At 71.9% G+C, this 20,058-nt stretch carries 22 protein-coding genes; 5 read left to right on the top strand and 17 right to left on the bottom strand.

Annotated elements, in window-relative coordinates; genetic code table 11:
* Positions 1 to 136: 136 nt before the first annotated feature.
* Together AB0D01_RS21545 and AB0D01_RS21550 are read right to left on the bottom strand one after the other, a co-directional pair.
* Entirely contained in the window at positions 137 to 352 is a 216-nt protein-coding gene (locus AB0D01_RS21545; RefSeq protein ID WP_030227372.1) for a hypothetical protein, read from the bottom strand.
* A 349-nt stretch (positions 353 to 701) separates the two neighbouring features.
* Positions 702 to 983 carry an acylphosphatase gene (locus AB0D01_RS21550; protein WP_363057552.1) on the bottom strand — a complete coding sequence of 94 codons (282 nt, stop codon included), beginning with the start codon at positions 981 to 983 and terminating at the stop codon, positions 702 to 704.
* 130 nt (positions 984 to 1,113) lie between these two features.
* Here AB0D01_RS21550 and AB0D01_RS21555 point away from each other — a divergent pair, with 130 nt between their 5' ends.
* Complete coding sequence (locus AB0D01_RS21555) at positions 1,114 to 2,070, top strand: CAP domain-containing protein (protein WP_363057554.1); 957 nt, start codon at positions 1,114 to 1,116, stop codon at positions 2,068 to 2,070.
* Positions 2,071 to 2,117: 47 nt separating this feature from the next.
* On the opposite strand, the gene AB0D01_RS21560 is transcribed toward AB0D01_RS21555, so the two are convergent.
* Positions 2,118 to 2,729 carry a flavodoxin family protein gene (locus tag AB0D01_RS21560; protein ID WP_363057556.1) on the bottom strand — a complete coding sequence of 204 codons (612 nt, stop codon included), beginning with the start codon at positions 2,727 to 2,729 and terminating at the stop codon, positions 2,118 to 2,120.
* A 133-nt stretch (positions 2,730 to 2,862) separates the two neighbouring features.
* Between AB0D01_RS21560 and AB0D01_RS21565 the strand changes: the two genes are divergently transcribed.
* A complete protein-coding gene (locus AB0D01_RS21565; protein WP_363057558.1) occupies positions 2,863 to 3,267 on the top strand; it encodes a helix-turn-helix domain-containing protein in 405 nt (134 codons plus the stop codon).
* On the opposite strand, the gene mutM is transcribed toward AB0D01_RS21565, so the two are convergent.
* From mutM to AB0D01_RS21610, 9 genes are all read right to left on the bottom strand, one after another.
* Positions 3,240 to 4,109 (bottom strand): bifunctional DNA-formamidopyrimidine glycosylase/DNA-(apurinic or apyrimidinic site) lyase, encoded by an 870-nt coding sequence (gene mutM, locus AB0D01_RS21570; RefSeq protein ID WP_363057560.1) that lies wholly within the window; start codon positions 4,107 to 4,109, stop codon positions 3,240 to 3,242. The two genes, AB0D01_RS21565 and mutM, sit on opposite strands and share 28 nt — an antisense overlap.
* A 94-nt stretch (positions 4,110 to 4,203) precedes the next feature.
* Positions 4,204 to 5,028, bottom strand: a complete 825-nt coding sequence (gene rnc / locus AB0D01_RS21575; protein WP_363057562.1) for a ribonuclease III — start codon at positions 5,026 to 5,028, stop codon at positions 4,204 to 4,206.
* A gap of 19 nt (positions 5,029 to 5,047) precedes the next feature.
* A complete protein-coding gene (gene rpmF, locus AB0D01_RS21580; protein ID WP_003965982.1) occupies positions 5,048 to 5,221 on the bottom strand; it encodes a 50S ribosomal protein L32 in 174 nt (57 codons plus the stop codon).
* A 2-nt stretch (positions 5,222 to 5,223) separates the two neighbouring features.
* Positions 5,224 to 5,871, bottom strand: coding sequence for a DUF177 domain-containing protein (locus AB0D01_RS21585; protein WP_363057616.1), 648 nt, complete (start codon positions 5,869 to 5,871; stop codon positions 5,224 to 5,226).
* Positions 5,872 to 6,013: 142 nt separating this feature from the next.
* The gene (locus AB0D01_RS21590; protein WP_363057564.1) at positions 6,014 to 7,153 is read right to left on the bottom strand and encodes an ATP synthase F0 subunit B; all 1,140 of its coding nucleotides are present in this window, start codon (positions 7,151 to 7,153) and stop codon (positions 6,014 to 6,016) included.
* 130 nt (positions 7,154 to 7,283) lie between these two features.
* The gene (gene coaD / locus AB0D01_RS21595) at positions 7,284 to 7,763 is read right to left on the bottom strand and encodes a pantetheine-phosphate adenylyltransferase (protein ID WP_363057618.1); all 480 of its coding nucleotides are present in this window, start codon (positions 7,761 to 7,763) and stop codon (positions 7,284 to 7,286) included.
* Between the two features lie 29 nt (positions 7,764 to 7,792).
* A complete protein-coding gene (rsmD, locus tag AB0D01_RS21600) occupies positions 7,793 to 8,371 on the bottom strand; it encodes a 16S rRNA (guanine(966)-N(2))-methyltransferase RsmD (protein ID WP_363057566.1) in 579 nt (192 codons plus the stop codon).
* A gap of 121 nt (positions 8,372 to 8,492) precedes the next feature.
* The gene (locus AB0D01_RS21605) at positions 8,493 to 11,702 is read right to left on the bottom strand and encodes a helicase-related protein (protein ID WP_363057568.1); all 3,210 of its coding nucleotides are present in this window, start codon (positions 11,700 to 11,702) and stop codon (positions 8,493 to 8,495) included.
* 26 nt (positions 11,703 to 11,728) lie between these two features.
* A complete protein-coding gene (locus tag AB0D01_RS21610) occupies positions 11,729 to 13,405 on the bottom strand; it encodes a DAK2 domain-containing protein (RefSeq protein ID WP_363057570.1) in 1,677 nt (558 codons plus the stop codon).
* A 242-nt stretch (positions 13,406 to 13,647) separates the two neighbouring features.
* Here AB0D01_RS21610 and rpmB point away from each other — a divergent pair, with 242 nt between their 5' ends.
* Entirely contained in the window at positions 13,648 to 13,833 is a 186-nt protein-coding gene (rpmB, locus tag AB0D01_RS21615) for a 50S ribosomal protein L28 (protein ID WP_007266795.1), read from the top strand.
* Positions 13,834 to 13,991: 158 nt separating this feature from the next.
* Here the strand turns inward: rpmB and thiD are convergent, their stop codons facing one another.
* A complete protein-coding gene (gene thiD, locus AB0D01_RS21620) occupies positions 13,992 to 14,825 on the bottom strand; it encodes a bifunctional hydroxymethylpyrimidine kinase/phosphomethylpyrimidine kinase (RefSeq protein ID WP_363057620.1) in 834 nt (277 codons plus the stop codon).
* A gap of 44 nt (positions 14,826 to 14,869) precedes the next feature.
* Complete coding sequence (locus AB0D01_RS21625) at positions 14,870 to 15,853, bottom strand: thiamine-phosphate kinase (RefSeq protein ID WP_363057572.1); 984 nt, start codon at positions 15,851 to 15,853, stop codon at positions 14,870 to 14,872.
* A 245-nt stretch (positions 15,854 to 16,098) separates the two neighbouring features.
* Here AB0D01_RS21625 and AB0D01_RS21630 point away from each other — a divergent pair, with 245 nt between their 5' ends.
* A complete protein-coding gene (locus AB0D01_RS21630; RefSeq protein WP_363057574.1) occupies positions 16,099 to 16,332 on the top strand; it encodes an Lrp/AsnC ligand binding domain-containing protein in 234 nt (77 codons plus the stop codon).
* Between the two features lie 23 nt (positions 16,333 to 16,355).
* Complete coding sequence (locus tag AB0D01_RS21635; RefSeq protein ID WP_363057576.1) at positions 16,356 to 16,847, top strand: DUF3515 domain-containing protein; 492 nt, start codon at positions 16,356 to 16,358, stop codon at positions 16,845 to 16,847.
* 116 nt (positions 16,848 to 16,963) lie between these two features.
* Here the strand turns inward: AB0D01_RS21635 and AB0D01_RS21640 are convergent, their stop codons facing one another.
* From AB0D01_RS21640 to AB0D01_RS21650, 3 genes are read right to left on the bottom strand one after another with little or no spacing between them, the layout of a single operon-like run.
* The gene (locus AB0D01_RS21640; RefSeq protein ID WP_363057578.1) at positions 16,964 to 18,121 is read right to left on the bottom strand and encodes a D-alanine--D-alanine ligase family protein; all 1,158 of its coding nucleotides are present in this window, start codon (positions 18,119 to 18,121) and stop codon (positions 16,964 to 16,966) included.
* A gap of 39 nt (positions 18,122 to 18,160) precedes the next feature.
* On the bottom strand, positions 18,161 to 19,171 hold the full coding sequence (locus AB0D01_RS21645; RefSeq protein WP_363057580.1) for an NAD(P)H-dependent glycerol-3-phosphate dehydrogenase: 1,011 nt from the start codon (positions 19,169 to 19,171) through the stop codon (positions 18,161 to 18,163).
* Positions 19,168 to 19,920, bottom strand: coding sequence for a lysophospholipid acyltransferase family protein (locus tag AB0D01_RS21650; RefSeq protein ID WP_363057582.1), 753 nt, complete (start codon positions 19,918 to 19,920; stop codon positions 19,168 to 19,170). Before AB0D01_RS21650 ends, AB0D01_RS21645 begins: the two co-directional genes overlap by 4 nt.
* Between the last annotated feature and the right edge of the window lie 138 nt (positions 19,921 to 20,058).

Genomic DNA, 20,058 nt, shown 5'->3' on the forward strand with positions numbered 1-20,058 from the left:
CGCGTTCGGTTTCGCCCGTGAAGGTGCAGGGCACACCAAACGCCAAAGGAAAGGGACCGCCCGAAAGAACGAAGGGACGCCGGAGCGTCCCTTGCAGATCAAGCGGGGCTGGAATCAGGTGACGAATGCGCGCGGATCAGGTGAGCGCAGGCTCCGCCTGGGGTACGTCGAGGTCGATGCTGTCCAGCAGCGAGTCTCCGTGCTGAGCGGCGGCCGCGTTCAGTGCGTCGTTCTCGGACTGGATTCGCCCGAGCTCGGACTCGAGGTCCTGGACGCGCTGCTGAAGCCGTCGCATCTCGGCGAGGAGTCGCGGGTCGGAACCGCCGACGTAACCGAGAAGCGCCTTTGCCATGATGGATGGTCCTCCACACTGAGTGACCGACCGAAGCGGTGTGGGTCGTGAGGGAATCGCACCCGCGGATGTCCGACAGCGACTGTCAGTCACTGCGCTTGGTACTGCCAACACTGCCAAACAGCTCAGGTGCGCGGGGCTTCCAGCGTCTCACCAAAAAGTTTGACGGTCAACACGATCACGCCCCGTATCGGCGGGCAGCCCGGCCCGCACAAGGGGCGCAGAGATCATCCTCGTCTCCGAGCCTTCCACGGATCGAGCGGGACGGCAACGCCTCGTCGGTGAATGCGCAGTTCCGACCGCATGCGGACCGTCCCGCGATCCGATCAGTTCATGATCGGTCGATTGATCACCGGATCGCGAAGCCGTCGTAGCCGCCGCGCGGCGTCCCCCAGATCTCCGTCACCCCGTCCACCCTCCCGGGCGTGTCGCCGGAGCGCAGCCACTCCAGCAACCGGTGGCAATTCTCACGTTGACCTTCGGCGACCACCTGCACTCGACCGTCGTCGAGATTGAGCGCGAAGCCGACCATCCCGCCGATCTCCAGGGCATTGGCCCTGGTGAACCAACGGAAGCCCACTCCCTGTACACGACCGCGCACCCACGCGGTCATGCGGACATCTTCATTCATGCGTGAACGCTAACCGGGCAAACGAATTCGTGGATCATCGCCCCCCTGGCGTATTGGGCTACAGTCCCCCACCAGCACATCGCCCGTTCGGGTGAGCAAAGAACGACTTCGCAGGAAAGGGCGGCCGCCGATGGGACGCCACCGTCTCCCCTCCCCGCCGCAGGGCGGCGGCAGGCGCCGCGCCGTGGTCCGGGGCGGCCTGCTCGGCGTGTCCGTCGCCGTGGCCCTCGGCACGGCCGCCGTCACGACCGGCTTCGTCCCGGTCGGCGGTTCCTTCCCCTACGTCGGCACGGACTCGGCGAGCGAGCCGCAGGCGCGACCGAAGCCCTCGGCGAGCGCCGCGGGCCGGGCCCCGGTGGAGCAGGGCGGCCTCGCCAACCTCTCCGGCCGGGCGTCGGGCGGCCCCAATCCGGTCGGCCCGTCGGCCTCGAAGGCCCCGTCGGCCTCCGCGTCCGCCTCGGCCTCCGCCTCCCCGTCGGCCTCGCCCTCCCCGTCGGCCTCGGGATCGTCGTCCCCCGCGACCTCACCGTCCCCGGCCGCCTCCCCCGTCGCCGGAGAGCCGACCAAGGCGCCGGTCAAGGAGCCTGCCAAGGAGCCGGAGCGGCCCCCCACGACGCAGGCCCCCCGGCCGCCGGCCCCGAAGCCGCCTGCGCCCAAGCCCTCCGCCTCACCCTCACCCTCCGCCTCCGAGTCCGCCCCCGCGGACGGGCAGGCCGCCGAGGCGGCGGCCGTGCTCGCCCTGGTGAACCAGGAACGCGCCCAGGCGGGCTGCGTCGCGGTCCGGGCCAACCCGCCACTGGCCGCGCTGGCCGGGGCCTTCAGCCGGGACATGGCCGCGCGGGGCTTCTTCGACCACACCGACCCGGACGGGAACACCCCGTGGAAGCGGGCCGAGAACGCCGGCATCGGCGGCCTGGGCGGCGAGAACATCGCCCGCGGTCAGGGTGACGCCGCCTCCGTGATGCGGGCCTGGATGAACAGCCCGGGCCACAAGGCGAACATACTCAACTGCGAATTCCGCACCATGGGCGTCGGCGTCCACTTCGGCGCCGGCGGCCCCTGGTGGACCCAGGAGTTCGGCTTCTGATCACCCCCGGGCCGCCTGCTTCGGCGGCCCGGACGAGACCGACCCGGTCAGGCCGCGACGAGCGACAGCGCGGCGCGCCCGGCGAGGAGCACGCGCGCGTGCTCCGCGACCCTGCGGCCCAGGTGCTCGGCGGTCGCGACGTCCGCCGCGTGCACCGCGTCCACGCCCCCGTCGGAGTCGGTCTGGGCGGCGGCGCCGGAGAAGAAGCCCAGGCGGTTGAGGTCGTCCTCGGAACCGGTGCTGGAGTTCCAGCCCGGCTTCAGGCCCAGGTTCACCCAGCTCATGGAGTGCTGCGCGGCCAGCGTCTGGAAGTACTGGAGCGTGTGGAGCTTGTCGCCGCTCTTCGAGCCCGAGTTCGTGAAGCCGGCGGCCACCTTGTCCTGCCACACGTCGCCGAACCAACGCTTCGAGGTGGCCTCGGCGAAGACGTGGAAGGCGCCGGACGCGGTGCCCATGTAGGTCGGGGAGCCGAAGACGATCGCGTCGGAGGCGTCGAGCAGCGCCCAGCCGGCCTCGTCGATCTCGTCGACCTTGATCAGGTGGACGGTGGCCCCGGTGGCCGCGGCGCCGGCCCGGACGGCCTCGGCGACGACGGCGGTGTGCCCGTAACCCGAGTGGTAGGCGATCGAGACGACGGGGGTGGGGGTGGTCGCGGACATGGTCGTGCTCCTCAGGGTGGTGCGAGGCGTGGGGTGGCGTCGCCGAACCGAGCAGCGACGAGACCAAGAGAAGCACTAACTTTTAGAAAGCGCAAGCAGACGGTTAGCGCTACCCGGAGGTACGCTTGACGTCATGGAGACCCCTGTCCGCACCGAAGCGCCCTCGCCCGACCTGCCGTTCGACGTCTTCGCGCGCGCCTGTCCCTCGCGGGAGACCCTGGAGCACGTCACCGGCCGCTGGGGCAGCCTCACCGTCGGCGCCCTGCGCGAAGGGCCCTGCCGCTTCAACGAGCTGCGCCGCCGCGTCGACGGCGTGAGCGAGAAGATGCTCTCGCAGACCCTGCACGCGCTGGAGCGCGACGGCATCGTCCTGCGCGAGGCGCAGCAGACGAACCCGCCGCGCGTCGACTACGAACTGACCCCGCTCGGCCGCGAGGTCGCGGACCGCCTGCTCGCCCTGATCCACTTCCTGGAGGGCAGCATGGACGAGGTCCTGGAATCCCGGCGGTCCTACGACGCCGCGCGCGGCGCCCGCTGACAGCGCGGGCAGAAGTAGCTGGACCGGTTCATCCAGGCCCGCCGCCGCATCGGGGTCCCGCAGCGCCGGCACGGCTCGCCCTCGCGCCCGTAGGCGTCGAGGGACCGGTCGAAGTACCCGGATTCGCCGTTGACGTTCACGTAGAGGCTGTCGAAGCTGGTGCCGCCGACGTCCAGCGCCGCGGTCATGACCTCGCGCACGTGGGTGAGCAGCTCCGCGCTCTTGGGTCGGGTGAGGGAGGCGGTGGGCCGCTCGTAGTGCAGCCGGGTGCGCCACAGCGCCTCGTCGGCGTAGATGTTGCCGACGCCGCTGATCAGCGACTGGTCCAGGAGGGCCCGCTTGACGGTGGTGCGCCGGGCCCGCAGCGCGAGGTGGTAGGCCCCCTCGTCGAACAGGGGGTCCAGGGGGTCGCGGGCGATGTGCGCGATGACGTCGGGCAGGTTCTCCGCGCTGCCGGGGACGGTCTCGTGCAGCGAGAGCCCGCCGAAGGTCCGCTGGTCGACGAAGCGCAGCTCGGTCCCGGCGGCGTCGTCGAAGCGCACCCGGATCCGCAGGTGCTTCTCGTCGGGGGCCCCGGCCGGCTGCACCAGCAGCTGCCCGCTCATCCCGAGGTGCCCGAGGACGGACAGCTCGCGTCCCTCCAGCGGCAGCCACAGGTACTTGCCGCGCCGCATCGGCACGCCGATGGTCTGCCCGGCCAGGCGGTCCGCGAAGTCGGCCCCGCCCGCGAGGTGGCGGCGTACGGCCCGGGGGTGGAGCACCTCGACGGAGGCGACGGTGCGACCGGCCACCCACCGCTCCAGTCCGCGGCGCACCACTTCGACCTCGGGCAGCTCGGGCACGGTGTTCCTCCGGGGGGATGGCAGTGGACGCGGTGCGGGGAACAGAAGACCCCGCCGCACCGGGGTGCGACGGGGTCACTGTAAAAGAAAGCGATCAGGCTTCCGGAGTCGGGTCGGCGGGCGTCGGCGTCCCGTCTCCCTCCGCCGGAGCGGCTTCGGTCGCGGCGGAGGCCGCCGCGATCCGCTCGTCCGCGGCGGCGCGGATCCCGCGCCAGGCGGACTCCGCGGCCTGCTGTTCCGCTTCCTTCTTGCTGCGGCCGGTGCCGGTGCCGTACGAGACACCACCGACGCGGGCGGCAGCGGTGAAGGTCTTCTCGTGGTCCGGACCGGTCTCGGTGACCAGGTACTCCGGAACACCGAGGCCTTCGGCGGCCGTGAGCTCCTGGAGACTGGTCTTCCAGTCCAGGCCGGCACCGAGGTTGGAGGACTTCTCGATGAGCGGGTCGAAGAGCCGGTGGACCAGCTCCGAGGCCGCGTCGAGGCCCTGGTCGAGGTAGACCGCGCCGATCACCGCTTCCAGGGTGTCGGCGAGGATGGAAGCCTTGTCCCGGCCGCCCGTGCCCTCTTCGCCCCGGCCGAGCCGGATGAAGGAGCCGAGTTCGAGGCCGCGCCCGACCTCCGCCAACGCGCGCGAGTTGACCACCGCGGCCCGCAGTTTGGCCAGCTGGCCTTCCGGCAGGTCGGGGTGGGTGGTGTACAGCGTGTCCGTGACCACCAGGCCCAGCACGGAGTCCCCGAGGAACTCCAGGCGTTCGTTGGTGGGCAGACCGCCGTTCTCGTACGCGTACGAACGGTGGGTCAGCGCACGCACCAGAAGGGCGGACTCGAGTCGATACCCGAGCCGCCCTTCCAGAAGCGTGTGGGACGAGGCCGCGTTGTTACTGTCTGCCTGCTTCTCAGCGTTGGACAGCTCAGACATTGCGCCTCTCACCAGCCGCTCAGACCTCGAGGACCTGGCGCTTGTTGTAGGTGCCGCAGCTCGGGCACGCGATGTGCTGGAGCTTCGGCTCCTGGCAACGCTCACACGAAACCAGGGTGGGGACCGCAGCCTTCCACTGCGACCGGCGGTGGCGCGTGTTGCTGCGCGACATCTTCCGCTTCGGAACAGCCACGGCTACTTCTCCTGCTTCTCGGCGGCGCTCTGAACTCCGTCAGACGCAGTGCCGCTCATGTTGTCCTTCTCGACGCCCTGATCGGTGACGAGTCCTTGCAATGCCGCCCAACGGATGTCGACGGCGTCATGGTGGTGGTCCGGGTCGTCGTTCAGGCCGAGCCCGCAATCGGGGCACAGTCCGAGACAGTCCTCCCGGCACACCGGCTGCATGGGCAGTGCGAGCACCACCACATCGCGCAGCACGGGTTCGAGGTCGAACAAGCCGTCCTCGAGGAAGAGCGTGTCCTCGTCGTCCTCGGCGTCGTCGGCCGGCTCCGCGTGAGAGCGGCCCCGGTCGTCGGCGTCAGGGTACGAGAACATCTCCTGGAAGTCCGCCTTGAGCTCACGCTCGACGGCCTCCAGACACCTTACGCACTCTCCGGCGGCCGAGCCACGGACGGTGCCTGTGACGAGCACCCCTTCCATGACCGACTCCAAGCGGAGGCTGAGCTTCAACGGGGTGCCTTCCGGCACTCCGATGACACCGGCGATACCGAGGTCCGCCGGCGCGTCGATCTCGCGGGAGAGCCGCTGCATGGCACCAGGACGCCGACCCAGCTCGTGCGTGTCGAACACGAGGGGGTTGCGGTGGTCGAGGCGGGTGTTCAGGGCCGTTCCTGCTTTCACAGATCGCTGAAGATCAAAGACCTGCCGCGCAAACGAAGGCCGCTTACGGGCAGCATGGATCGCGGTGCATACGCGCGACCGAAGAGCCAGGATACCCGGCGATGCGCCCTGCGCCCAATCCGGGCTAACGCCCCTGCTCGTACCGGCGCAGCTGCTCCAGATCGATCATGCCCGTGTCGAAGAAGCCGGTCTCCTCCGCCCCGGGCCGCTGCCCGGGGGCGGCGTACGGGTCCGACTGGTACCCCGCCCCGTAGGGCTGCTGCCCGTAGGCCTGACCCGCGTAGGTCTGCCCGTCGTAGGTCTGCCCGGCATGGTTCTGCCCGGCGTGGGTCTGGTCCGGGTAGCCCTGACCGGCGTACGTCGGGCCCGCGTAGGGGTCCTGGGCGGCGTAGGGGTCCTGGGCGGCGTACGCGTACGGCTCCTGCACGGCGTACGCCTCCTGCCCGGCGGCGACCGGCTGCGGTTGCGGCTGCCCGGCGTACGGGGCGTGCGCGTCGTAGGGGTCGTACGCCGGCGGGGCCCCGGCCGCGGGGAACGCCGGGGCGGGATCCGGCTCGGCCAGGCCTGCCAGGAAGTCCGCGTCGCTGACCGCACGGGCCCTCCGGCTCCCGGCCGCCTCGGCGCCGAGGTCGTCGGTGGGCACCCGGCCCAGCAGCTTCAGCCGACCCCGACCGACGGCCTCCAGGGTCTTGGTCAGCACCGCCTCGAAGGTCGCGAGCTTGGTGTCGACGTAGGCGTCCGCCCGCTCCCGCAGCACCCTCGGGTCCTCGCTCCGCTCGGGGACGTGCGGGTCGGGGACGCCCTGCTCGTCGAGGCCCGGGCCGCGCCCGAGGAGCTTCTCGCGGCCCCGGCCCACGGAGCCGATGGTCTTGCCGAGGACGACCTCGAAGTTGGCGAGCTTGCTGTCGACGTACTCGTCGGCCTCCGCCCGGATCCCCTCCGCCTCCCGACGGGCCTCCTCCAGGATCCGGTCCGCCTCGGCCCGCGAGCGCCGCGCGATCTCGGTGTCGGAGACGAGCGAGCCGCGCCGGGCGTGCGCGTCCTCGATGATCCGGTCCGCCTCGCGGCGGGCCTCCTCGACCATCCGTTCCCGCCCGCCGATCACCTCGCGCGCCTGGGCGAGGGAGCCCGGGAGGGCCTCGCGCAGCTCTTCGAGACGTTCGAGGAGCTCCGCGCGGTTGACGACGCAGGAGGCCGACATGGGCATGGACCGGGCGCCGGCGACGGCCGCGACGATCCCGTCGAGCTGCTTCTGTACGTCCATGGTCGCTCGCACTCTCCCTGCCCCCGGGTGGGGTTCCCGGGACGGCCGCAACGGCTGAGGGGACGACTGTAGGGCCGCGGGGAGGGGCGGCGGGGCGGTCCGGGCGAAGCTCACCCGGACCGCCGTCGGATCACCTCTCGCCGAGCCGCTCGACCAGGGCCGCGTGCACGTGCGCGGGCAGCAGGTGGGCGACGTCCCCGCCCCAGGCCGCGACCTCCTTGACCAGGGAGGAGGACAGGAAGCTGTAGGTGGGGTTGGTCGGCACGAACAACGTCTCGACGCCGGACAGACCCATGTTCATCTGGGCCATCTGGAGTTCGTAGTCGAAGTCGCTGACGGCGCGCAGGCCCTTGACGATGGCCGGGATGTCCCGCTGCTTGCAGAAGTCGACGAGCAGGCCGTGGAAGGACTCGACCTCCACGTTGCCGTAGTCGGCGGTCGCCTCGCGGATCAGTTCGATCCGCTCCTCGACGGTGAACAGCCCCTTCTTGGACTGGTTGATCATCACGGCGACGTGGACGACGTCGTAGAGCCTGGAGGCCCGACCGATGATGTCGAGGTGCCCGTTGGTGATGGGGTCGAAAGACCCCGGACAGACGGCGCGGCGCAACTGAACTCCCTCGATCTCCCGTGCGGGCATCATGACTCTTCGCGACCGTGGACGGCGCGCCCGTACCAAAGGGTGCCTTCGCCGTACTTGCGCGACCGCAACGGCTCGAACCCCTCCGGCCACGGGAACGGACCGCTCCTCGTGCTGCGCTCCACGGTGACGAGCGCGTCCTCCGTGATCCAGCGATTGGAGCGGAGTGTGAGGAGGATCTCGCCCAGTTCGGCGTGCTCCACGGCGTACGGCGGGTCCAGGAAGACGATGTCGTACGGGTCCCCCTGGGCGGTCGCGGCCACGACCTGTTCGGCCTTGCCGGCCCGGAATTCGGCGCCCGGCAGGCCCAGCGTCCTGATGTTGTCGCGGATCGCCTTGGCGGCCTTGGCGTCGGCCTCGACCAGCAGGGTGTGGTCGGCGCCGCGGGAGAGGGCCTCCAGCCCGACTGCACCGGAACCCCCGTAGAGGTCGAGCACGCGGGAGCCCTCCACGCCGTGCAGCGACTCCCAGGTGGAGAAGAGCCCTTCGCGCATCCGGTCGGAGGTCGGGCGGGTGCCGGTGCCGGGCGGCACGGCCAGCCGCCGCCCGCCGGCGGTGCCGGCGATCACGCGGGTCATCTGGGGTCCTTCGCTGGGTGGGGGCGCGCGGGGGCGCGCGGAGGTGGTCTCGGGCCAACGATAGGTCGTCGCGCCCCGGAACGTCCGGGGCGGCCCCGCCCGCTCCCGTCGCCCGCCCCGCTCAGCCCTTCTCCAGGTACTGCTCCCGCTCGGTGTCCAGCAGCGCGTCGAGGGCGGTGCGCAGTCCGGGCAGGTGCTCCAGTTCGGGATCGGCGGCGACCACGCGCGTGGCCTCCTGGCGGGCCTGGGTGATGACCTCCTCGTCCTCGATGACGGCGAGCATGCGCAGGGAGGAGCGGACGCCGGACTGGGCCTGGCCGAGCACGTCGCCCTCGCGGCGCTGTTCGAGGTCGATGCGGGAGAGCTCGAAGCCGTCGAGGGTGGCGGCGACGGCGGCGAGCCGGGCGCGGGCGGGGCTCGCCTCGTGCATCTCGCTGACCAGCAGGCACAGGCCGGGGGCGGAGCCGCGGCCGACGCGGCCGCGCAGCTGGTGGAGCTGGGAGACGCCGAACCGGTCGGCGTCCATGATGACCATGACGGTGGAGTTGGGGACGTTCACCCCGACCTCGATGACGGTGGTGGCCACCAGCACCTTGACCTCGCCGACGGCGAAGCGGCGCATGACGTCGTCCTTGTCCGAGGGGTCCATCCGCCCGTGCAGGACCTCGACGGACAGTCCGGCGAGGGGGCCGCCCACGAGCTGCTCGGCGATCTCCAACACGGCGAGCGGGGGCCTGCGGTCGTCGTCGCCCTCGGCCTGCTTCTTCTTGGGCTCGTCCTCGCCGTCGCCGATGCGCGGGCAGACGACGTACGCCTGGTGGCCGTTCTCCACCTCTTCGCGGACCCGTTCCCAGGCGCGGGCGAGGAAGTGCGGCTTGTCCTTGGCGGGGACCACGTGGGTGGCGATCGGGGAGCGGCCGGCGGGCAGCTGGTCCAGGACGGAGGTCTCCAGGTCGCCGAAGACGGTCATCGCCACGGTGCGCGGGATGGGGGTGGCGGTCATGACGAGCAGGTGCGGGGGCTGCTTGCCCTTGGAGCGCAGGGCGTCGCGCTGTTCGACGCCGAAGCGGTGCTGTTCGTCGACGACGACCAGGCCGAGGTCGTGGAAGCGCACCTTGTCCTCGATGAGGGCGTGGGTGCCGATGACGATGCCGGCCTCGCCGGTGACCAGGTCGAGCAGGGCCTGGCGGCGTGCGGGCATCCCCATGGAGCCGGTGAGCAGCACCACCTTGGTGCCGCGGTCGGCGCCGCCGAGCATCCCGCCCTCCGCGAGCTCGCCCATCATCTCCGTGATCGAGCGGTGGTGCTGTTGGGCGAGGACCTCGGTGGGCGCGAGCATGGCGGCCTGTCCGCCGCAGTCCACGACGGCGAGCATGGCCCGCAGCGCGACCATGGTGTTGTGCGTCACGGTGAAGTTGTCGGTCACGTAGGCGTGGCTCGGATGCTCGACGCTGATGCACTGGACCGGCTTGGGGCCCACGTGTTCCACGGCCCGGATACCGCGCCGGAAAGTGTTGTACTTCGGCCTCGGTCGCATGCGTCCCGCCTTGCGCGGCAGCCGGAACGGCTCGAACTCCTCGGGCAGTGCGACGGACACGTTGTATGCCGACTTCTTGGGCAGCACGCGAGCACGTCCGCCGAGAGAGCGCACGAGCCAGGCCACGTCCTGCGCCAACCGGAGTGAAGCGGAACAGAACGAAATGCTCATTCCGTTCGCGGCCAGGGTCCCATCCGTGTCCATGAGCCCTTGAAGTACCGCCAAGCGGTCCTTGACGGGTGCGTTCTTGTACACGTCCGGAACGAACTTGTCGTGTGAGGTCGCGCCCCACAACCCCAGATCCCGCACCGCCTGGATGACGGGATTGCGTCGCGTGCCGCCCCTCGGCCCGCTCATACGGATCGTGTAGTCGCAGGTGGATCCGGGCACGGCGGCCATCTCGCAGTGCGGGGCGACCGCCGCCTCGACCGCGGCCAGGATCTCGTCGTCCGCGGTGGAAAGTCTCAGGTTGTGGCGGAAGGAACCGTCTCCGATGAGCACGCCCATCAGGTACGGATCGAGCGGCCGGGGGTCGTCGTTCCCGAGGTCCACGGGCACGGCCACCGGCAGGTACCACTTGGAAGAACCATTGGCCTTGTGGAGGTCCGCCCTGATCTCTCTCGTGGTCAACACCTTGGGTTGCTGACCACGGACCCACGCACAGCTCGTCCCGACGATCCACAGGTGTTCGTCATCGCACTCGACGGAGCTCCCGTCCGAGAGCACCACCCGCCACACTTCGCGTTCCCCCTGCGGAAAGACACCGCCCACGAGGCCGATCTCGCCGGACGGCACCACCACCTCGTCCCCCACCCCGATGTCTCCCATCGGTCGGAAACCCGTGGGCGTCAGCACCAGCGAGTCGAGGGGCTGCGCCTTGCCCGAACCGACCTCTCCCTGGAGGAGGCGGTGCATGGGGTGGCTGGTGGCGAGGTCGTCGAAGATCTCCTTCGAGACGGTGCGCTGGCCCTCGGTGAGGGTGAAGGGCAGCTTCGCGTCGAAGGCGTCGAGGATGCCGCCGGGGGTGGGGCGGCGGGGGACGGCCGGCAGCTGGGAGTCGGCGTGGCGGCGGCGGGCGAGGGCGACCTGGAGGACGAAGGCCTCGTCCCACTTGAGGCGTTGCCGGGCGTCCTCGATGTCGGCCTTCGTGGCCGGGCGGTGGATCTTGAGGAGGGCCTCGGTGAGGGGGATCAGGCCCCGGCCCTCGCGCAGGGCGGGGGGCAGGGGGTCCACGGTCTCCCGGGCGGAGGGCAGTACGGCGTCGACCGCCTTGGAGATCTTCCAGGACTCCAGCTTGGCGCAGGCCGGGTAGATCGGGATGAGTTGGCTCGCGAAGGCCGCCGCCGCGTCCCGGTCGGAGGCGTCCGCGCCGAGGAGTTCGTAGGCGGGGTGCGAGAGCTGGAGCTTGCGGTTGAACATGCCCACCTTGCCCGCGAACATCGCGCGGGTGCCGGGCAGCAGGTCCTTGTGCGGCTTGTGGACGCCGGCTCCGAAGAAGACCAGCTGGAGGCGGCCGTTGCCGTCGGTGATGGTGACCTCCAGGCGTTTGCCGCGCCCGCCGTTGAAGGTCAGGATCCGGGCGTCGGCGACCTGGGCGACGACCGTCACGTGCTCGTCGAGCTGGTCGGAGAGCTCGACGAGCGGCGTCAGTTCGCCGCGCTCCGCGTACCGCCGCGGGTAGTGGTGGAGCAGGTCCAGGGCCGTGTGCAGGCCGAGCTGTTCGGCCAGCACCTTGGCGGTGGCGGGGCCGAGGGTCTTCTTGAGGTCTTCGTCGAGCGCGGGCACGTGTTCCATTGCACACCATGGCGCCGACAAGCCCGCTATTCCACCCCGATGAGCAGGGGGGCCGAGTAGCGCCCGCCGCGGTAGGTGACGGTGTCGACGGCGAGGTGGCCGTGCTGGACGTAGGCCTCCAGGCGCCCGGCGAGGGTGTCGGGGACCTCGGGTCCGAGGACGAGGGTGACCAGTTCGCCGCCGGAGCCGAGCATGCGCCGCAGGACGGCCTCGGCGGTCTCGGGGAGGCCGGATCCGATGACGGCGACGTCGCCGTCGATGAGGCCGAGGACGTCGCCAGCCTGGCAGATGCCGGCGGAGGTGAAGGACTGCCGTTCGGCGACGGCCAGTTCCCCGTAGCGGGTGGCGCCGGCGGCGGCGGTCATGGCGACGACGTCCTCGTCAAAGCTGGCGTCGGGGTCGTGGACGGCGAGCGCGGCGAGGCCCTGGACGGCGGAGCGGGTGGGGATCACGGCGACCCGTACGCCGTCGGCGCGGGCCTTCTCGGCGGCGGCGGAGGCGGCGGCGCGCAGGTCGGCGGAGCCGGGCAGCAGGGCCACCTCGCGGGCGTGCGCCCGGTGGATGGCGTCGACCAGTTCGGCGACGGCGGGCGGCTCGCCGGGGCGGGCGAGGACGGTGGTGGCGCCGGCCTCGCCGCACAGCGCGGCCAGTCCCTCGCCGGGGACGACGGCGACGACGGCCCGCTGGGCGCGCGGGGCCACGGCCCGGCGGCGTTCGTCGCCGAAGTGGGTGATGCGGATGCGGTGGGGGCGCCCGGCGACGACCCCGGCCTCGACGGCCGCGCCGGGGTCGTCCACGTGCACGTGGACGTTCCACAGGCCGTCGCCGCCGACCACCACCAGGGAGTCGCCGAGCCCGTCGAGCGCCTCGCGCAGGGTGTCGACGGCGGCCTCGGGGGCCTCCAGCAGGTAGACGACCTCGTACGCCGGTCCGCCCTCGTCCTCGGCGCACGCCGGGCCCCCGCCCGGTACGGGCACCAGGCGGCCGGGGACGGCCCGCGCGTCGGGCTCCCGGCCGGACAGCGCCTGCCACAGGGCCCCGAGTACGGCGACCAGCCCGCAGCCGCCGGCGTCGACCACGCCGGCCCGGCCCAGCGCGGCCAGCTGTCCGGGGGTCTCGGCGAGGGCCGTGCGGGCCCCCTCGTAGGCGGCGTGGGCGACCTCGGCGACGCCGGCGGCGGCCTTCTCCGCCGTCCCGGCGGCGCGGGCGGCGGCTCCGGCGACGGTGAGCATGGTCCCCTCGACGGGGTGTGCGACGGCCCGGTAGGCCTCCTCGGCGGCGCGTTCCAGGGCCCGCGCGAGCAGCGGGCCGGGGGCGCGGTCGCCGGGGGCGGAGCCGAGGACGTCGGCGACGCCGCGCAGCAGCTGGGCGAGGATCGTCCCGGAGTTGCCCCGGGCGCCTATGAGCGCGCCGTGCGCGTAGGCCCGTACGGCCTCGGCGAGGGAGAGGGGCGAGGCTGTGTCCTCGGTCACGGAGTCCGTCGCCCGGGGGGCGCTCCCGGCGGCCCGGCAGGCGCCGGCCAGGGCGCGGTCGGCGGCCTCGGCGGTCAGGTAGAGGTTGGTGCCGGTGTCGGAGTCCGCGACGGGGTAGACGTTGATGGCGTCGATGTCCTCGCGGGCCCGGCCCAGCGCGGCCAGGGCCAGCGAGCTCCAGGTGCGCACGGCTTCGGCGTCGAGGGTGTGCGGCTCGGACTCGTGCGCCACCGGGCGTTCCTCCTTGTGCGGGCCAGGGTTCACCGCAGGGTAACGAAGGACTCCGGCCGGACCGGGCCCCCGGGGCGGAGCCCGGTCCGGACATGGTAGTTTTCTTGGACCGAAGCAGTCGTTGTATGCTGCTCAGGTTGCCCGTCGAGAGTCGGGACATTCATCCGGCAAGCCACTTCAGATCTCTGATTCCGGTGCGCCGGATTTCACTGTAATTGCATCTGAAGTCTTTGGAGTGACCTGTGGCTGCCAACTGCGACGTTTGCGCCAAGGGGCCGAGCTTCGGCAACAACATCTCCCACTCGCACCGCCGCACCTCGCGTCGCTGGAACCCGAACATCCAGCGCGTCCGTGCCGTGGTCAATGGGACGCCGAAGCGCCTCAACGCCTGCACCTCGTGCATCAAGGCCGGCAAGGTCTCGCGCTGACGCCTCTCGTCGTCGTAGCGCAGCCCTTTCCGGTTGCCAAGAAGGCCGGTTCACCTCTGGTGAACCGGCCTTTTGCCTTTCCCGGAGCCGGGAGCGCGTGAGGTCCGCGTGAGGTCGGGATCCGACACGGGCCGCCCCCGAGGGGGCGGCCCGTGTCGTCAGCGCGTGCGCCAGGCGTGGTCCACGGGGCCGATGCCGCCGCCGAGCGCGAAGCCGGCGGCGATGGCGCCGGTGACGTACGCCTTGGCCTCGGTGACGGCCTCCGGTACGGGCAGGCCCCTGGCGAGTCCGGCCGCGACGGCGCTGGCGAGGGTGCAGCCGGTGCCGTGGGTGTGGCGGTTGTCGTGGCGGGGGGCGCGCAGCCACAGTTCGGTGGCGCCGTCGGTGAGCAGGTCGACGGCCTCGGGCCCGCCGGCGTCGAGGTGTCCGCCCTTGACGAGGGCCCAGCGCGCTCCGTAGCCCATGATCGCGTCGGCGGCCCGCCGCATGTCGTCCTCGCTCTCCACGACGAGGCCCGTCAGCTGCGTCACCTCGTCGAGGTTGGGCGTGGCCACCGTCGCCCGGGGCAGCAGTTCCTTGCGGACGGCGTCCAGCGCGGAGGCGGCCAGCAGCGCGTCCCCGTGCTTGGAGACGCCGACGGGGTCCACGACCACGGGGGCCGCGGTGTCGGCCAGCAAGGCGGCCACCGTCTCCACCAGAGGGGTGGAGGAGAGCATGCCGGTCTTGACGGCGTCGACCCCGATGTCGTCCACCACGGCCCGGTACTGGGCGGTGACGGCCTCGGCGGGGAGCTCCCAGGCCCCCCGGACACCGAGGGAGTTCTGGGCGGTCACCGCCGTGATCACGCTCATGCCGTGCACGCCGAGGGCGAGCATCGTCTTGAGGTCGGCCTGGATGCCCGCGCCGCCGCCGGAGTCGGATCCGGCGACGGTCAGGCACAGCGGCGGCCGGGCCGCCGGGGGCCGCTGCGCGTCGTGCGCGGGCGCGCTCACCGGCTCGCTGACGGGCTCGCTCGCCGACCCGTTCACCGGCGCGTTCACCGGGTGGTCTCCTCGACGGCCGGGTCGGCGCCGAAGTGGTCCCAGCCGCCGGTGCTGGTCCACGGGGCGCCGTCCACGGTCACCTGGGGCAGCGCGGAGCGGTGCTGGACCTCGCCAATGACCTTCCAGCGGGCCGGGAGCTTCACGTCGGGCGGGAAGGTCGCCACGATGGCGTGGTCCTCTCCCCCGGTGAGCACCCACTGGAGCGGGTCCACGCCGACGGCCTGCCCGATGTCGTGCATCTGCGTCGGGATGTCCACGGCACCCGAACGCACGTCGATCCGGACCTTGCTGGCCTCGGCGATGTGTCCGAGGTCGGCGATCAGTCCGTCGCTGACGTCGGTCATGGCGGTGGCGCCGAGGCCGGCCGCCGCCGGGCCCGCGTGGTAGGGCGGCTCGGGGCGGCGGTGCGCCTCGACGAACGCCCGCGGCGAGCGGAAGCCGCGCGAGAGCACCGCGAAGCCGGCCGCGGACCAGCCGAGCCATCCGGTGACCGCGACGACGTCCCCGGGGCGGGCGCCGGAGCGCAGGACGGGTTCGTGGTTGCGCAGGTCCCCGAGCGCGGTGATGGCGACGGTGATGGCGTCCCCGCGCACCACGTCCCCGCCGACCACGGCGGCCCCGGCGACCTGGCACTCGTCGCGGATGCCGTCCATCAGTTCGGTGGGCCAGGTCACCGGCAGTTCGGCCGGTACGACCAGGCCGAGCAGGAGCGCGGTGGGCACCGCGCCCATGGCGGCGATGTCCGCCAGGTTCTGCGCGGCGGCCTTGCGGCCGACGTCGTAGGCCGTCGACCAGTCGCGGCGGAAGTGCCGGCCCTCCAGGAGGATGTCCGTGCTCGCCACGACCCGCCGGTCGGGGGCCGAGACCACGGCGGCGTCGTCACCGGGTCCGAGCCGGACCGCCGGGGTGGTGGTGAGCCGTGAGGTGAGCTCTCGAATGAGCCCGAACTCCCCCAGCTCGCCCACAGTGCCCTTCATCGCTGTGCCCCTTCTTGGCAAGTCCGCTTGCGGTCGCGAGCCGTCACAGCTCTGGGTACCGTCAACAGATACGTCAACTTCTGCTCTGCGTACGCCCCGCTGTGCGTGGCGCCGGGCCCGTGGGTCTCCCCGTGGCGCACGACGACGCGGTACCGTGGCGTCCCTTCTTCCCCGGGCCCACCCGCTGTCCCCGGGCCCACCCGAAGATTAGGGGAAATGATCCTCGTGGCCGCCCTGGAGGTTCCGTGGTACAGGCGTACATCCTCATCCAGACCGAGGTGGGCAAGGCGTCGTTCGTCGCCGAGTCCATCAGCAAGATCCCGGGGGTGATCCAGGCCGAGGACGTGACGGGCCCGTACGACGTGATCGTGCGCGCCCAGGCCGACACCGTGGACGAGCTCGGCCGCATGGTCGTGGCGAAGGTCCAGCAGGTGGAGGGCATCACCCGCACCTTGACCTGCCCCGTGGTCCATCTGTAGCCCCCGTCTACTCTTGGCCGGTGATGTCTTCGCACCGCCGGCCCTTCCGTCTCCTGGTCCTGTCCGCCGCTCCGGCCCTCGTGGCCCTCGCGGGCTGCGCCCCGGGGGATTCCGAAGCCCGGGTGGAACCGCCGCCCGCTCCGCCCGCCGAGGTCGCGAAGCTCTGTGCCGCACTGCACGAGGAGCTCCCGCGGTCGGTGGCGGGGCTGGCGCGGACCACCACCGAACCGGCGTCCGACCTGACCGCCGCGTGGGGCGGCTCGGCGATCGTACTGCGGTGCGGTATCCCCAAGCCCCCCGAGATGGCGGATCCCAAGCAGGAGGGCGTGGAGGTGAACGGCGTCGGCTGGCTGTTGCAGAAGGCGCCGGACGGCGGCTTCCGGTTCGTCACCGGCTCGCGGCTGGCGTACACGGAGGTCCGGGTCGACAAGGAGCATGCCACGGACGCGGGCCTGCTCGTCGACCTGTCCGCCGCCGTGGCGAAGGCCGTCCCCGTCGGCATCTCCTCGTACTGAGTCCCGCCGGGCGCCGGCGCGCACCGCGTCCGCTCACACCGCCGCCCGCCGGCGCCGCCCTCGTGGGCGGGGTCGGCGGGCGGTCGGCTGTACGGGGCGGACCCGGGCCGGGCCGTCTAGCGCAGTCCGGTCGGGCGGCGCAGGGCGGCCTGGATCAGGAGGTCGACCAGCTCCGGGTACTCGATGCCCGACTCCTGCCACATGCGCGGGTACATGGAGATCGGGGTGAACCCCGGCATGGTGTTGATCTCGTTGATCACGAACTCGCCGTCCTCGGTGAGGAAGAAGTCGGCGCGCACCAGACCCTCGCAGGAGGCCGCCTCGAAGGCCTCGATCGCGAGCCGGCGCACCTCGGCCGTCTGCTCCTCGGTGAGCGGGGCGGGCACGATCCCGGAGGCGGAGTCGATGTACTTCGCCTCGAAGTCGTAGAAGTCGTGGCTGGAGACCGGGGGGATCTCGGCGGGGACGCTGGCGCGCGGCCCGTCCTCGAACTCCAGGACGCCGCACTCGATCTCGCGGCCGCGCAGCAGCGCCTCCACGATGATCTTCGGGTCGTGGCGGCGGGCCTCGCGGATGGCCTCGTCCAGGCCGGAGGCGTCGTCGACCTTGGTGATGCCGATGGAGGAGCCGGCGCGGGCGGGCTTGATGAACAGCGGCCAGCCGTGCTCGGCGGCGAAGTCCAGGATCCGGCCGCGGGCGCCCTCACGGTCGGCGTCCCACTCGCGGGGGCGGACGGTGAGGTAGGGGCCCACCTTCAGGCCGAAGGAGGTGAACACCCGCTTCATGTAGTCCTTGTCCTGGCCGACGGCCGAGGACAGGACGCCGGAGCCCACGTAGGGGATCCCGGAGAGCTCCAGGAGGCCCTGGAGGGTGCCGTCCTCGCCGTAGGGGCCGTGGAGCACGGGGAAGACGACGTCGACCTCGCCCAGGGCCTTGGGGACGGCGCCCGGCTCGGTGTAGACGACCTCGCGGCTGGCGGGGTCCACGGACAGCACGACGGTGCCGTCCGGGGACTCTGCGAGCGCCTCCACGTTCGGGAGGGCGCGGTCGGCGATGGCCATGCGCTCGGGTTCGTCGGCCGTCAGGGCCCACCGGCCGTCCGTGGTGATGCCGATGGGCAGCACCTCGTACTTGGCGCGGTCGATGGAGCGCAGGACCGCGCCCGCCGTGACGACCGAGATGGCGTGTTCCGAGCTGCGGCCGCCGAACACGACGGCCACGCGGGGCTTGCGGCCCTGCTGCTCAGGGGTCTGGGGGAGGTTCTCGCTGCTCATATCGCCACGAGGGTACCCGCTCAAGCGTCCGGAAAGGACTCAGCGACGTTCCGGTTTGGCACTGCGCCCCATGAGTTCCTTCAGGGCGACCAGCGGCGGCTTGCCGTGGTGCACGATGTCGACCACGGTGTCCGTGATGGGCATGTCCACCCCGTGGCGCCGTGCCAGATCCGCCACCGACTCGCAGGACTTGACGCCCTCGGCGGTCTGCCGGGTCACCGCGATGGTCTCCTCCAGGGTCATCCCGCGGCCCAGGTTGGTGCCGAAGGTGTGGTTGCGGGAGAGCGGCGAGGAGCAGGTCGCGACGAGGTCGCCGAGGCCCGCGAGGCCGGAGAAGGTGAGGGGGTCCGCCCCCATCGCGAGGCCCAGGCGGGTGGCTTCGGCCAGGCCCCGGGTGATGAGGGAGCCCTTGGTGTTGTCGCCCAGGCCCATGCCGTCCGCGATGCCGACGGCGAGGCCGATGACGTTCTTGACGGCGCCGCCGAGCTCGCAGCCGATGACGTCGGTGCTGGTGTACGGGCGGAAGTACGGGGTGTGGCAGGCGGCCTGGAGGCGCTGGGCCACGGACTCGTCCACGCAGGCCACGACGGAGGCGGCGGGCTGGCGGGCGACGATCTCGCGGGCCAGGTTGGGGCCGGTGACGACGGCGACGCGCTCGGCGGGGACCTTGGCCACCTCCTCGATGACCTCGCTCATCCGCTTGGCGGTGCCGAGTTCGATGCCCTTCATGAGGGAGACCAGCACGGCGTGGTCGGGCAGCAGCGGCGCCCACGCGGCGAGGTTGGCGCGCAGCGTCTGGGAGGGGATGGCGAGGACCGCGAAATCGGCGTCCCGGGCGGCCTCGGCCGCGTCCGTGGTGGCCCGCATGTTCGCGGGCAGTTCGACGCCGGGGAAGTAGTCCGGGTTGGTCCGACCGGTGTTGATGGCGTCGGCCACCTCGGGGCGCCGGCCCCAGAGGGTCACCTCGCAGCCGGCGTCGGCGAGGACCATGCCGAACGCCGTGCCCCACGAGCCGGTTCCGAAGACGGCCGCCTTCACGGGACGCGTCACTTCTTGCCCTCCCCCGCGGCGTCGCGCCGCTGCTGTGCCCTGGCCTTGCGGTGGTCGTACGGCTGCGCGGGAGCGCTCTCGCCGCGCAGCTCCTCCAGGAGTTTGGTGATGTCGGCCATGATGGCCTCGGTGGCGCCCTTGAGGACCTCCGGCGTGGGTTCCCGGTCGTAGTACGCCGAGAGGTCCACGGGCGGTCCCGCGAGCACCTGGAGGGTCTTGCGGGGGAACAGGCGGACCTTGTTCTCCTTGGCGTAGGGCGGCATCGCGAGGTTCGCGCCCCACTGGGCCACCGGAATGACGGGGGCCTTGGTGATCAATGCCACGCGGGCCGCGCCGCTCTTGCCGGCCATCGGCCACATGTCGGGATCGCGCGTGAGGGTGCCCTCCGGGTAAAAGGCCACGCATTCACCGCGCTCGATGGCGTCCACGGCGGCCCGGAATGCGTCCAGGGCGTTCGTGGTCTCGCGGTAGACGGGGATCTGCCCGGAGCCGCGCAGGATCATGCCGACGAAAGGCACCTTGAAGAGGCCGGCCTTCGCGAGCAATCGGGGCACCCGGCCGGTGTTGTACTGGAAGTGCGCGTAGGACAGCGGGTCCAGATACGAGTTGTGATTGACGGCGGTGATAAATCCCCCGTCGGCCGGAATGTGCTCCATTCCCCGCCAGTCCCGCTTGAAGAGCACTACCAGCGGCGGTTTCGCGATGACCGCCGCCAGGCGGTACCAGAAGCCGATTCTGCGGCGGGACACTCGGACACCTTCCTCTAAGGACCGGTGCGCGGCATTGGGCACCGTCTACGGCCGGACAAGTGTCGCCCCAGGTCCGGTCTCTGTCGAGGACACCGTACGCCCCGCTCGCCCCGGCGGTCCCCCCGGAAGCCGGCGGGG

It is taken from the genome of Streptomyces sp. NPDC048606, assembly GCF_040650855.1.
Classification (GTDB): Bacteria; Actinomycetota; Actinomycetes; order Streptomycetales; family Streptomycetaceae; genus Streptomyces.